Annotated in this window: 7 protein-coding genes and 1 pseudogene; all 8 read right to left on the bottom strand. The window is 40.2% G+C overall.

All coding sequences use genetic code 11. From position 1 onward, the window contains the following. Positions 1–180: 180 nt before the first annotated feature. Entirely contained in the window at positions 181–1,521 is a 1,341-nt protein-coding gene (locus tag Hs30E_RS08765) for a DEAD/DEAH box helicase (RefSeq protein ID WP_172209582.1), read from the bottom strand. A gap of 115 nt (positions 1,522–1,636) precedes the next feature. Continuing rightward, on the bottom strand, positions 1,637–8,491 hold the full coding sequence (locus Hs30E_RS08770) for a mucin-binding protein (protein WP_172209583.1): 6,855 nt from the start codon (positions 8,489–8,491) through the stop codon (positions 1,637–1,639). 164 nt (positions 8,492–8,655) lie between these two features. Next, entirely contained in the window at positions 8,656–9,246 is a 591-nt protein-coding gene (leuD, locus tag Hs30E_RS08775; RefSeq protein WP_172209584.1) for a 3-isopropylmalate dehydratase small subunit, read from the bottom strand. Further along, positions 9,246–10,619 (bottom strand): 3-isopropylmalate dehydratase large subunit, encoded by a 1,374-nt coding sequence (gene leuC / locus Hs30E_RS08780; RefSeq protein WP_172209585.1) that lies wholly within the window; start codon positions 10,617–10,619, stop codon positions 9,246–9,248. Before leuC ends, leuD begins: the two co-directional genes overlap by 1 nt. A 14-nt stretch (positions 10,620–10,633) precedes the next feature. After that, positions 10,634–10,777 (bottom strand): annotated as a pseudogene (locus tag Hs30E_RS11585) (DUF1294 domain-containing protein); the annotation flags it as partial. 180 nt (positions 10,778–10,957) lie between these two features. After that, positions 10,958–11,995: a 3-isopropylmalate dehydrogenase gene (gene leuB / locus Hs30E_RS08790; RefSeq protein WP_172209586.1), complete on the bottom strand. Its 1,038-nt coding sequence runs from the start codon at positions 11,993–11,995 to the stop codon at positions 10,958–10,960. Then, complete coding sequence (locus Hs30E_RS08795; protein WP_172209587.1) at positions 11,992–12,447, bottom strand: hypothetical protein; 456 nt, start codon at positions 12,445–12,447, stop codon at positions 11,992–11,994. Before Hs30E_RS08795 ends, leuB begins: the two co-directional genes overlap by 4 nt. Positions 12,448–12,602: 155 nt before the next feature. Next, on the bottom strand, positions 12,603–14,168 hold the full coding sequence (locus Hs30E_RS08800; RefSeq protein WP_172209588.1) for a 2-isopropylmalate synthase: 1,566 nt from the start codon (positions 14,166–14,168) through the stop codon (positions 12,603–12,605). Positions 14,169–14,636: the final 468 nt, after the last annotated feature.

Consider the following 14,636-nt stretch of genomic DNA (forward strand, 5'->3'; position numbering starts at 1 on the left):
ATAGATTCAAAGGTTGGACGTTTAACGCCAACTAGACGTTTAAAATGACTATCGCTGAGTTTGCTGAGGGATTCATAGTTCATGACTATAGTATAACAAATTTTTTTATTTTTGGGAGAAGTCTAATATTAAATTTCACGAAAAAAACGAGCAATTTTCGCTCATTCTCTCATCAAAATCTTAAAAACTCTGACGTTTCGCTTTTCGCTCAGCTCGTCCTTGCGCCCGTCCCTCAATACGTTGCTTAGCTTTCTTGCGCTTATCAATCTCCCAGCCAATCTTCTTTTTATAAGCTGGCTTAATGTGTTTTTTCTTCTTCTTAACCAAGCCAATCATAGTAATATCAAGCGCCTCTTTTGACTTCTCACGTTTTTCACGACGGTCACGGTCATAAGAATCAATTATCTCGCCATTTTTAATGACTTTTGGTATAAATTTAATGCCCGTTTTTTCAAGCTCATGAATCGCCACATCATCAGACGGCTGATAAAGTGTGATTGCCGTTCCCGACATGCCATTTCGCCCAGTTCTACCGACACGATGTACGAAAAACTCCAAATCGCGCGGAATCGCATCATTGATGATATGACTCACGCCCTCAATATCAATACCACGCGCTGCCAAATCAGTCGCAACCACATATTGATAGTCGAGATTTTGGACAGCTTTCATAATTCGCTTACGTTCTCGGGGCGGCACGCCGCCATGAATTTTCGCAGTCTTGATTCCATTATTGACCAAAAAACGATGTAACTCATCAGCTCTGTCTTTAGTGTTTGTGAAAATCATTGCCAAGTAGGGATTGAGCGTTTGCAAGACCTCCAAAACCGCCGCATTATTGCCACGCCCCTTGGTCGAAATCAGCCAATTATCAATCGTATCACTGATAATCGTCTTGGTCGCAATCTTCTCCATGACAGGATTATTCATGTATTTTTTGAGAAATGGTTGCAGTTTTTGCGGAATGGTTGCTGAAAAAACGAGCATCTGCACCTTTTTGTCAAAAGTGCCAGCGATTTTATCCACATCATTTAAAAAGCCCATATCCAAAGTCATATCAGCCTCATCAATGACGAAAATGCTTGCTGTGTAAGACTTGAGCGCCTGTGCTGTAATCAAATCAAGAACCCGCCCAGGTGTGCCAATCACGATATGAGGCTGACTGCCTGCAAGTTTCTCAATCTGACGTTTTTTATCCGTCCCACCCACAAAGTTTGAGATGCGAATCTTATCATCAAACTTGGTAAAGGCAAGCGCAGCAGTATAAATCTGTGTCGCAAGTTCCCGTGACGGCGCAGTAATGACGGCTTGCACCCCATCATTTGACGTATCAATCTTCTCAAAAATCGGGAGCAAAAAAGTATGTGTCTTACCCGAACCGGTCTTTGATTCGCCAACAATATCGCGCCCAGATAGCGCAATCGGAATCAATTTTTCCTGAACTGCTGTCGCTGTTTTGAAACGGATACTTGCCAAAGTGTCGTTAATAAATGGTTTAAAATTAAAATCTGTGAATTGCATCATTATCTCGTTTTCTAGTAGTCGTCTTTCTATTATAACATATTTTTAGCAACAAAAAACAAAACCAGAAAATCAACGTTTCCTGACTTTGTTTTTCAATCTAACTCAGAAGTCTCTAAGCTGATTTTTCAATAGCCGTATTTTCTTTCTCAGTGTCTTGCGCCATTTGTTTTTCATCCTCAGGAACTTCAACTGTTACTTTGGCTGTCGGGCTATCAAAACTTGCAGCGTCATCTGGCACTGTAATTGTCGCATTTTTACCATTAATCACTAAATCAAAACAGATAAGCCCCGTTGCTTTGTCAATCACAACTTGCGCATTAGTTGAGCTAAATGTCCTAAGTTCGGCATCATCATAGTTAGCCATGTCAGTCGTCTGCACTTCTTGCCCCGTTACCAAATCAATCGAATAGTTACATATCAGTTGCGCCTTTAAAACAATTTTTTCATCAGGCTGACGACCTGCAAAAGCTAGATGAACCACAAACTCAGCCTCTTTTTCCTCAACCACACGTTTTGTTCGATGAACGAGCTGGATTGTCTCATCAGTATCAGCCAAATGCGGCGTTTTCTCATCGCTTGATTTGTGAACAAAATATCTAGTCTCATAAGCCGCCAACTCAATAGCAAGCTGTTCCTGTGTTAATGACAGCACCTCAAGTGTCTGCCCCATCGTCTTATCAATAAAAGTGACTTTCAAAAGTTGTTCGCTTTTGTCAACTTCGGCTTTCTTTTTCGGAACAGTCACATCCAAAATCGTTACTTTTGGTAGGTCAACCACTTTTTTTTTAACCTGAACAGTTCTTGTTTGATCTGTATAATCATCTTCATCAAACCAAAGGTTAAGCACTATATCCCCGTTATCAGCTTGTTTGTTATCAGCTTGTTTGTCAACAACACGTTCATAGCCCTCTGGCAGATCAAGCAAAATCGTTTGAGATGTATTTGACTTCCCAATCTCAGTCTGAGTTTTGACAATCGTACCAGTTTCATCAAGATAACTGATGTCATATTTTTGATCACGTGGCGCATAAAAGAAGTATTTCGTGTTATCATTTTGCACACCTTCATAGCCATAATCTTCAAAATCAATATGCCTACCGTCTTTTGAAATGGTCGTTTTCATGCCTAAAATCGCATCAAAAATCGTCCCCAAATCAATACTTTCGTCCCAAGTAGTTTGTTCTTCATTTGTCATCAAAGCATAACCATTAATAACTGGTGCTACTGGAAAAGGCTGATTCGCCTTGATTAGCAGGTCGCGATTAACATGCCAGTTAATTTCAGTCGAGTCAAAATTATCAAGTGTTCCTGTTATCCTAGCGATAAAAATCTGCTCATCAACTCTGAAATTTTCATCTTTTGTAAGTCCATACTGTGCTTGCAAAGACAGACGAGAATCTTTATAAACTTGATAACGCTTGTAGGTAATCGTCGCTGTAATTTCTTCAACCTGAACAGCAATCTCAGGACTGGCATTATAAACAAAGACACGATTTCTCTCATCTTCCAAATACTGAGCATCAGTCAGCCAAATATCGTCAATTTCACAAATTGTCCGCGATTTTTCTTGAGCAAATGGTGTGTCCTGACTAAGAGCAACAACTTGTTTCTGGTAATAATCGTACACCTCGCCTACTGTTATCGTGTTAGAAAATGCCGTTTTCGCATCATCTTTCAAGGTATAACCCTTGATTTCAGGAATTAACAACGGCTTGTCAGCAATCAAAACTTGATCACGGTCAACTGACCACATAATCAACTCAGAATCAGCTGACTCACGTTTGCCGTAGAGCGTTACTTGGAAGTTCTGAGTTGCTTTTGGTGCTAGACCTTTCTGCCATTTTTTATATTCAGCTGACTCAGTGTCAACAGTATCATTAGACTGTTCAGAAAGATAATACTGATTGCGTGTGTACACAAGTGTGACTTCAAACTCATAAGCCTCTTCGACCTTGACAGTATAGGTCACAAGTACCACGGTATCTTTAGGTTGACTTCGTGTTTCACTAAAAGTAATCGCCGAAACCGTTGCTTGATCAACAATGTAGCCGTCAACTTTGGGACTTACAACAGCTTTTGTCTGATTAACAGGTGTATAAACTGTGATATTAGTCACTTCATCCGTATCAGTTTGCCACATAACTCGCTGAATATTTGGACCAGCTTCCAGATAATATTCAGGTAAGCCGACATATTTTATGATGGCATTGGTTTCAAAACTGCCTTGCGTGTGATGATGCCTAACATAAACAGAAACAATTTGCTCAACCGACTCATCATCAGCAAAACGATAGGGCAATTGCTTGAAATCGGTCGTATAATCATAACCCGATAAATCGTTTTTTGGATAAACAAACAGCTCATCAGTTCTTCCAGTTATGGTATAGGTATCAATCACTTGGTTTTTATTATCAGCATCAAGCGTGTTGACAATCACTTTTTTTAGCTTACCCGTGTAATTTACAGTCACAACCAAATCTTCTGGCTCGCTTGTCAATTCAGGCAAATCATCAAAACTTATCCTTGCTTTTTCAGCCGTGTAACCTTTGACAATGGGACTTAAAATATCTTCAGAGACTTTCACTGGTTGATAAGTCGTCTTGCCTGTTACCTCATCTCTATCAGTCTCCCAAGAAATTGTCTGAGTCGTTGCTACCAGTTTCTTATCAATTGGCAGCCCAGTATAGTTGATTGTTACAAGACTCCCAACCATGCCTTGTGTATGCACATGAACAAGATGGAGTGTCCTGACTTGATTAACCCAATCATCATGGTCAAAGACCAATGGTTCTTTATCATCATGACCAACAAAATCATAATTGGGAATTGCCTCAACTTCAAACGGATAAATTTCATCAGATTTGCCGACTATGGTCTCTGTTTTTAGCAAATTACCTTGACAATCATCATCAACATAATTGATAATATATTTTTGTTCATTGGCTGTATAATAAACATCAACTTCCTGATTTTCAGGCATTGTCATCGTTTCAGAAAGCGTCAGCAAAACAGTTTTTTGATCAGCAGTGTAGCCGCCAAAAACGGGACTATTGACTTCAACCGTTGGCATTGTCGGCATATAAGTAACCACACCAGTCACATCATCTATATCAGTTTCAAAAGTTATCACTTGAACAGTCGGTTCAAGCTTATCATTACCACCATAATGATAATTAATCGTGAAATGAGTTTCAAACGTCCCTTGACTATGTTGATGTTTCAGGTGAATTACCGTTGTTTGAGACACATTAGCCTTAGCACTAAAAGTAGCAACAGATTCACTTAAATCTTGTGTATTATAACCAACTGGCATATCAGTTCTTGATTTTTCGCCAGTTTCAGCGTCAATCTCATAGCCGTCGTAAACAAAACTGTAACCTGCTGGCGCTGTCAAATTATAATCATAAGCATCGCCGTCAGACACACCTACTTTCACATCAATCTTGACAATCGAACCTGTTTCATCGTCCACAAAATTAAAGAATACTTCTTGCGGACTAGCCTCATAATAGAAAATACGAGATTTATCTGCCTCATAATCATCAAAACCTGTCACAACATTAATATGTTTAGTATCAAGTGGCAACGTCACTAATTGCTCAAAAAGCGCATCAAACACTGTTCCCAAATCAATCGTCTCGTCAAAAGGCATCTCATCAGACGGCCGATTAAAGCGTGACTTATCAAGTTTACTTAATGTATAGCCATCACGACTTGGCAAAGGATAGGTTTTATCTGCCGTCAACTCTTGACTTCGATTAATTTCCCAATTGATTTCCATCGCATCATTGACATCACGATAACCTTTTATCACCACTGTAAATGTTTGAATATCTGTCGCATACGGCTGATAAGGCTCATGTGAATCAACATAAAGTTGATAACGATAATAAATCAGTCTCGCTGTCACTTTAGCTGGTAGATATTCAATCATTACATTTGTTTCAATATTATCAAAAGTTGGTAACTCGCCGTCAAAAGTTATGCTCGTCAAGTCCCCGTCAACAGCTACGTCAAAACTAATGATACCAGTTGTCGAATCAATCACAACTTGCGGATTGTCTGAGTAATAATGCACAGCACTTGCTGTGTCATATGCTGCCAAATCAGTGGCGGAGATTTCATTTCCAGTCACTAAATCAAGTGAGTACTCACGCGCAAGCGTCGTCGTCAAAACAATTTTTTTCGGCTCTGTCCCACCTTTTCCTAAAATATAAACCGGAAAATGTGCCACTTTTGTCTCAGTCAGACGTTTCGTATCATGGGCTAAATAAATAGAATATCCAACGTTATTAACATTAGACAAATGGTCAGCAAATTCATTCGTTTTTATCACATAACCCTTAGCTTGATAATCTGCCAAAGTTACCTCAAGCTCAGTTGCTACCAAGTCAATCACATCAAGCATTTCATCGGTCGTCTCATCATAAAAATGAATCTCATAACTGCTCAGGCTATAATTTACCGTTGTCTCAGTATCTTTTGGCTTAACAGTCGTTTCAACCAAACTAACTGCTGCAACCATTTCAATATTAGCCGTATAATCAGCAACAAAAGGCGTGTTGACCTCATGTAAAACCGAAGTTGGGCTATAAATCGTTACACCACTTACTTGGTCTGTATCAGTATCCCAAATAATAGTCTGAACATTTGAGGCTTGGCGCTTATCATCTGAAAGCCCAGTATAATTGACAACTGCCTTTGTTTCAAGTCTACCTTGCGTATGACGATGTTTGACGTGAATGGTTACAATTTGATCAAGGTCATCTGCATCATCAAAAACAGTTGGCAAAGTAGTAAAATCTGTATTATTTAAATAGCCCAAAAACAGGCAATCATGATAGGTAAAACTTTCATCGGTTTTACCAATAATGTCATAACTATGAATAACTTCACCATTATTATCGTCATCAACCACATTAACAATCACTTTTTGTGTATTTGCTGTATAAGCGACAATTGTTGTCAATTCATCAGGTTTTGTCGTCATTTCAGGCAACTTTGGCATTGTCACACAAGCATTATCAGCTGTATAGCCTTTGATAACAGGAGTTATAACATTCGTCAACGCTGTTTCAGGTTTATAAGTTGTGAGACCTGTTACCAAGTCAGTTTCAGCCGTCCAAGTCAGTTTTTGGCTATTTGGCGACAAGGATCTGGTTGCTGCAAGCCCGATATAGTTGACCGTTGCTTTGGTTTCAAGTGTCTCATACGTCCGCTTGTGTTTAAGATGAACCGTCACAATCTGATTGACAGCATCATCATCAAAATGAGGTAAAGTACTTATATCAGTTACACCCTCATAACCCAAAGGAAAAGTGTCATCATACTCAGGCACTTCATCTGTTTGACCAGTCAAGACATAGCTGTCAACTATGACACCATTACTATCATCATCAACCAGATTAACAACTACTTTCTGCGGATTGCCAATGTAAGTAACGATTACAGTCACATCTTCTGGTATCATCTCAAGCGGCGTTAAAGTCGCCGCTACAAGATTGAGCGACTCAGCACTGTAACCTTTGACAATCGGACTCAAAACATTAGCCAGCTGAGTGACAGGTTGATAAATCGTCTGACCTGTTATCTCATCTGTATTCATCTCCCAAATCACAGTCTGAACTTTTGCCTGAAGTTGCTTATCAGCAGGCAAACCATTATAAGTCACAATGTAGCTTGTTTCAAATTTTCTTTTGATATGTTTATGCTTGACATGAATCGCAACAGATTGGTCAACTGCGTCAACGTAGTCAAAGTTAGCTGGCAATTTTTCTTTACCTGAAACATAGTCATAACCACTAGGTAAATCAAGTTCACAGTTAAAAGGCGCTTCAGATTTACCTGTAATCGTCTGAGTAAAAACAACTTCGCCAAAATCATCATCGTCAACATAATTAATCTTGACTTTTTGCACATTTGCCTCATAAATGAACATTTTCCGTTCCGCTATCGGATTGGTCAAAGTAAGCACCTTATCAGTTTCAACGCTAATGCTGAGTTCAGCTAGTTGTTGGGCAAAATAATCATAAATCTCCCCCAAAGTCACGGTCGTTGTAAAAGGCATCTCAGTGCTAGATAATGTATAGCCTGGCACTTTTGGCAAGCTCAAGACCTTATCTGCCGTTACAATTTGCTCACGATCAATGTCCCAATGAATTTTCTGAGACTCTTTTTCATTAGTTTGACCTGTAATCGTTGCTACGAAAGATTGTATCCCACCAGCGCTAGTTTCACGCTTGCCATCAGTAACAAGCGTATAGGCCTGTGCACGATTATAGGTTAGTCTGACGGTAATTTTCCTAAAACTCGCCGTATAATTGACAGTCATTATCAAATCCTCAGGTCTCATTTTTGAATCAGCCAAATTCGGCACTATCACTTCTGAATTTTCAGCTGAAAAACCTGATACAACTGGGCTTGTCATAGCTTTTAGAGATGAAATAAGTTGATAAGTCTCAACTTTCGTGACTTCATCTTTATCAACCTGCCAAGTCATCTCCTGAACAATTGGCAACGGCTGCAAGACAACTGGAAGACCCGTATAGTTGACAGTTACTTTTGTTTTAAGTTCGCTAATCGTATGTTTGTGTTTCAAATGAACTGTGAGCCCCTGAGCAATTTTTTTATCAAATTCAAACAAGATTTGATTATCACTAACAAGCTCATAAGCCGTCAGATTTTCACTAACAAAAGTCTTAAGAAATTTATCAGTTGACTTGTTGTCAACTAACTCAATTCTCGTTGCAACGACTTGCCCATCATTATCATCATCAACAAAATTGATCATCAGCTTCTGCTCATTTACCAGAGAAGTAAACTCTTGAGCCATTTTTGCTGTCTCAATCTTGTCTGTCATCATCGGAGAAACATCAAAAAGCAATCGCTCCCTTGACTTCCACGAACGATAAATCGTGTGTCGAGAAGCAGTATTCTTTTGAATAATTTTGAAAATTGCCTTATTCATGCTTTCTCCTTATATTTGTTTAAATTTTAAATAATAAAAAAATGTTTTAAGTTATAAACCTATATTTTATATTATACACCAAAATTGTCTAAACAAAACATTTTGTTTTAGAGTCGCCACAACTATTTTTAGCAAAAAATCCCCTAATCGGAGATTTTCGATTGCTATTGCCAATAGGCAGGACGATTCTTTTCATAAGCCGTAATCAAGTCCTCATATTGTAAAGTAATGCCAATATCATCAAGTCCCTCAACGAGCTTGCGTTTCCATTCGGCATCAATTTCAAACGTGAAATTGCCTTTTGACGTTTTAATGACTTGATTCGGCAAGTCAATTTCAATTTCTTCATCTGGTGACAATGTTGCTAGAATTTCACGATTTTCAAGCGGTTGCACAATCGGCAGAATGCCATTTTTCAGCTCATTATTATAATGAATATCAGAAAACGACCCCGCAATCACAGCACGAAAGCCATAATCTTTAATCGCCCAAGCTGCATGTTCACGAGACGAACCAGAACCAAAATTGTCGCCAGATACCAAAATTGTCGCTTGCCGATATTCTGGATGATTGAGAATAAAATCAGGATTTTCTTGCTCACCATCGCTGAGATAACGCCATTCGTAGAACATATTTTGCCCAAAACCTGTTTTATCCGTTGCTTTCAAAAACTGTTTGGGGATGATTTGGTCTGTGTCAATATTGTCATTCATCAATGGCACGGTCGTGCCTTTGTAAACTGTAAATTTTTCCATTAGGCAAGAACCTCCCGTGCATCAACAAATTTGCCATGAATCGCTGCTAAAGCAGCCATAGCTGGACTACAAAGGTGCGTGCGTGCGCCATAGCCTTGACGACCTTCAAAATTTCGGTTAGAAGTTGAGGCACAATGCACCCCCTCAGCCACATGGTCAGGGTTCATGCCTAGACACATCGAACACCCTGGCTCACGCCATTCAAAACCTGCAGCCATGAAAATCTTGTCCAAACCAAGCGCCTCTGCTGCAAGCTTGACCGGTCGACTTCCCGGCACGACAATGGCTGTCAGCTTATCAGAAATCTTGTGCCCCTTGACAATGTTCGCCGCCAATTCTAAATCTGATAACCGCGCATTTGTACAAGAACCGATAAAAACATAGCCAAGATCAATGTCAGACGGCTTACCACCTGGTTTTAAATCCATATAGTTATAAGCACGCTCATCATTAAAATCTTTGATTTCTGGGAAATTTTCTGTAAATTCAATTCCCATCTCAGGATTCGTTCCCCAAGTGACCATTGGGGCAAGTTGAGACACATCAATCGTAATAACCTTGTCATAAACGGCATCGGCATCAGACGGCAATGTTTCCCAGTCAGCAATCGCCGCAGCCATATCTTTAGGCGCAAATTCGCGACCACGAACATAGTCAAAAGTCTTATAATCAGGGTTCATAAGCCCCATTTTTGAGCCAAATTCAATTGACATATTACAAATCGTCATGCGCTCGTCCATTTCAAGCGCTGCGACTGCCTCGCCTGTAAACTCAACCGCATAACCAACGCCCGCATCCACGCCATATTTGGCAATGAGCGCAAGAATGAAATCTTTCGAGTAAACACCTTTTGCAGGTTTGCCGATGAACTCGACTTTCATCTGCTTAGGTTTCACTTGCCACAAGGTTTGAGTGGCAAAAACATGCTCAACCTCGCTCGTGCCAATGCCAAAAGCAATCGCACCAAAAGCACCATTTGTCGCTGTATGTGAATCGCCACAAACGATGACTTTACCAGGCTGGGCATTGCCAGTCTCAGGGCCAACCATATGCACAATCCCTTGACGGCTAGAGCCATGTGTCGCCGCATCAATGCCAAACTCCTTGACATTATTTGCCAGCGTGTCAATCTGATTTTTAGAAATCAAGTCAGTGATGTTGAAAATATCAACAGTTGGTACATTATGGTCAGTCGTCCCAAAGGTCAAATCGGGGCGGCGCACCTTACGTCCGGTTTCACGTAAACCTTGAAAAGCCTGAGGACTGGTTACCTCATGAATCATGTGGAAATCCACATAGAGCAGTTGCGGCTCGCCAATTTCGCCTGTAATGACGTGACGATCCCAAAGCTTGTCAAAAATTGTTTGTCCCATAAATTACTTCTTTCTTATTCAAATATCATAAAAATTACAACACTATCTATTATAACACTAATCCACCAAATTATCTGAAAATATATTTTTTTAGTTTTGTGGTGGCAAATGTAGCCTGCACTGCTTGCACCAAAACCACCAAACGCTATTGACGAAAGGAGTAAAGTCCTTTAGTTGCACTTCAAGCAAATTTTCTAGGAAAGTTTGCAACGCCGTCGCAACGCTTTCAGTATCATGGTTTCACTTATGCGCCAGATACCACGTTTCGCACGCCGTTTATCTTTCAGCATAGAGCGCAAAAACGATTATATTCCAAATCATTAGTCCAATTAAGCCTATCATAAATTGCTAATAATCGCTGCTGTCATTTCTTTCAGACTAGCTTTGCCACCCAAATCTTTAGTCAAAATGCCGTCAAGTAACGTTTTATTGACTGCATTTTCAATATACTGAGCGCCAATCGTCTCGCCAAAACTTTCACGTAACATCATGGCAACAGATAAAATCATACTGATTGGATTAGCAATGCCTAACCCCGCAATATCAGGCGCTGAGCCGTGAATCGGTTCATAAAGTGACGGACCATTAGCCGCATGAGAAGCAGACGGCATGACCCCCAGAGTACCTGGGAGGACACTTGACTCGTCCGAGAGAATATCGCCGAACAGATTTTCCGTGACAATCACGTCGAAATCGCTCGGATTGGTAATCATCTTCATGGCAAGGCTGTCAACAAGGGCATGTTCAAGCGCAACATGCGGATAAGATTTCGCAACATCTTCAGCGACTATTCGCCAAAGTTTGGAAGTTGCAAGGACATTTTGCTTGTCAACTGACGTTACTTTTTTGCCACGTTTTTCAGCAATTTCAAAGGCAACTTTAATAATTCGCTCAATTTCTTCATAGCTGTAATCATTGACATCACGCGCTGTACGCTCATTTAGCGTATGTTCGCCAAAATAAATGCCACCTGTGAGTTCACGCACCACAACAAAATCTACACCGTCAATGATTTCGGGTTTGAGTGGCGACAAATGTTTGAGCGCATCGAAAATCTGCACTGGGCGGATATTCGCAAAAAGTCCGAGTGCTTTGCGCAAAGAAAGCAAGCCTTGCTCAGGACGGACTGGTGCATCATTATATTGCGGGCCACCAATCGCCGCAAGCAAAATCGCGTCCGCATTTTTAGCTGCATTTAAAGTCGTCTCAGGTAGCGGGTGTCCGTCAGCATCAATGGCTGCACCACCAAAATTTTTCGGGTCAATTTCATAGTCAAAATCAATTTTCGGCGCAAGCGCTGCGAGAACTTCCAGCCCCGCACTCATAATTTCAGGACCAATACCATCGCCTGCTAGGGTTACAATTTTTTTTGTCATTTTATTTTCTCCAATGTTTGATACATTTTTTGAGTTCGTATTTCAATTGATTCTATCACAATTTCTATAAATTTTTGGTTTAACGCCAAAATATCGTTTATTTCCTTATCGTCATCTTCACTTAAAAATTTATCAAAACTCGTCTTTCTTGTCGTGTGATGATAAACTGTCTTCAACTGCCTTTCAATTTTTTCCCGTTTTGGCGTTATTTCTTCTAAGAAAAATCGCTCTCGCCATACTTTACTTAAGTCTTCTCCTAAACATTTTTCAATGTTAAGCTGACTAATGCCCCAATAATCGCCAGTTGGCAAAGCTCTCCAAGTATTAAAGCCTTTTGGCACAATTATCATATTCCCAAGTGTGTGATAGATTTCTTTAAATTCTTTTAAACTATCGTCTTCTAGGACTGGTTCTTCATTTTTTCTTGAAATATACGTTTTTGTTTCAAGCATATATTGTAATTTGAAACTATTCCAATAGCTATTCATCACATCTGGTGATTCAGTCGTTCCTCATAGTTTACAATAAATTTCCAAACACAACGAATCGTCATCGCCAGTGAACATATGTTGATTGCGCTTATCATTTGTAAGCAAGTGATTCAAATTCATTCTTCAGGATTCGCTTTCTCAGAAATCTTCCGTGTGATAATACCCGCATTTTCACGCTGAACCAAGGTATTCGCATTGGCGTAAGCAATCGCACTTGCTCGCAAAACATCAAAATCAAGACCACTAGCATTGAAAATCGTCCCTGTTTCAACATTTTCAACTGTCACATGAACTTCTGCTTGTGCATCAATGCCATCCGTTACAGCTGTAATATGATAACTTTCGAGCTTTAGCTTTTGATTGAAAAATTTGTCAATGGCATTGAAAACCGCCTCAACCGAACCACTACCATTGGCAGTGGTTTCAATGATTTCAGCGCCAACATTTTTCATGCTAATCGTAACCGTCTGCGTGCCGTCAATGTTAGAAAGAATCGCCAAATTATCAAATTGGAAACCTTCGACATTATCAATCGTCGTTCCCGCCACAAGCGCACGAATATCCGCATCGGTAATCTCATGTTTCTTGTCAGCCAGTACCTTAAATTTGGCGAAAAGTTCTTGAATCTCGGTATCTGTCACATCGTCAAAGCCAAGCGCGCTAATTTTTTCGACAAAGGCGTGACGACCTGAAAGTTTGCCCAAAGGCAGTGAATTTTTCTTAACACCAACCAACTCAGGCGTGATAATTTCATAAGTTTCGGGATTTTTGAGTACACCGTCTTGATGAATACCAGACTCATGGGCAAAGGCATTGCCACCAACAACTGCCTTATTTTTCGGCACAGGAATACCCGAAAATCGTGACACAAGCTCAGAAGTTGTAAAGGTTTCATTGAGCACAATATCAGAAGTCGCTTGATAATAGTCCTTACGAATCTCAAGTGCTACCGCAACTTCCTCAAGCGCCACATTGCCCGCGCGCTCGCCAATACCATTGACCGTCCCCTCGACACGCCCCGCGCCACCTTTGATAGCAGCAAGCGTGTTTGCTGTCGCCATACCAAGATCATCATGACAATGCGGACTGAAAATAATTTCACGGTCAGACGTGACATTTTCAATCAAAAATTTAAAAGTTTCATAATACTCCGTCGGTGTCGTGAAACCAACTGTGTCTGGGATATTGATATAAGTCGCCCCCGCATCAATTGCCGTCTGCACCGCTTTGAGCAAGAAATTTTTCTCCGTGCGGGTCGCATCCTCAGGCGAAAACTCAACAACCTCAACAAGCGAGCGCGCATAGCTAACATGCTCAGTAATCGAGGCAATCACTTCATCAGGCGTTTTTTTCAGCTTGTACTGCATATGCACAGGACTGGTCGCAATAAAAACGTGAATTTGGGGCAATTTCGCATTTTTCAGCGCTTGATAGGCAGTGTCAATGTCAGACTTAACTGCCCGTGCAAGCCCAGTTACCGCTGTTTTGGTCAAAGTATTGGCAATTTCTTGCACCGCCTCAAATGAGTCTGGACTAGCAGCAGGGAAACCCGCCTCAATCGCTGAAATACCCCATTTTTCCAGTTGTTTAGCAATAGCAACTTTTTCCTTAATAGAAAAGTTGACCCCTGGTGTCTGTTCACCGTCACGCAGACTGGTGTCTAAAAATTCGATTTTTCGCATTCTATTTTCTCCTAAAATTTAAGTACTACTTAACTAATCAACAACTATTCGAGCATTTTGGCCAAATTTAGCCAGAATGTTAAGTCGTTTTTAATTAAATTAAGCATAAAAGAAAAGCGCCTCACTTATTAAGCAAGACGTCCTACATTTGTCCCACTTGATGAATGAACGCCAAACAGGACACTACGCTAAGATAAGTTATCTTAGTGCGTGTCCTTCACCAACAATCGCAAGTTTGTTTTTGATATTTTCATTCGTTCAATGTGAAACCTTTCTTATTTTAGTCTAGTTTACCGCATTTTTGTAGACTTGTCAAGCGAAATTTTTGAATTGTTTGATAATTTATCATTCGAAAGTGATAATGTCCTAAGTAGGTCGAAACATAAAATGTCCCAAATGTTAAACTAATACTTATGAAAAGGATATTACTCACTGTGAATGAATTGAAAAAGTATCGTGTTATCAAGT

The sequence above is a fragment of the Pseudolactococcus hodotermopsidis genome (assembly GCF_011170085.1).
GTDB classification, from domain to species: Bacteria; Bacillota; Bacilli; order Lactobacillales; family Streptococcaceae; genus Pseudolactococcus; species Pseudolactococcus hodotermopsidis.

Coding starts and splice junctions, on each gene's coding strand:
- Hs30E_RS08800 (WP_172209588.1), bottom strand. CDS start 14,168: ATGCGAAAAATCGAATTTTTAGACACCAGTCTGCGTGACGGTGAACAG.
- leuC (WP_172209585.1), bottom strand. CDS start 10,619: ATGGGACAAACAATTTTTGACAAGCTTTGGGATCGTCACGTCATTACA.
- Hs30E_RS08795 (WP_172209587.1), bottom strand. CDS start 12,447: ATGCTTGAAACAAAAACGTATATTTCAAGAAAAAATGAAGAACCAGTC.
- leuD (WP_172209584.1), bottom strand. CDS start 9,246: ATGGAAAAATTTACAGTTTACAAAGGCACGACCGTGCCATTGATGAAT.
- Hs30E_RS08765 (WP_172209582.1), bottom strand. CDS start 1,521: ATGCAATTCACAGATTTTAATTTTAAACCATTTATTAACGACACTTTG.
- leuB (WP_172209586.1), bottom strand. CDS start 11,995: ATGACAAAAAAAATTGTAACCCTAGCAGGCGATGGTATTGGTCCTGAA.
- Hs30E_RS08770 (WP_172209583.1), bottom strand. CDS start 8,491: ATGAATAAGGCAATTTTCAAAATTATTCAAAAGAATACTGCTTCTCGA.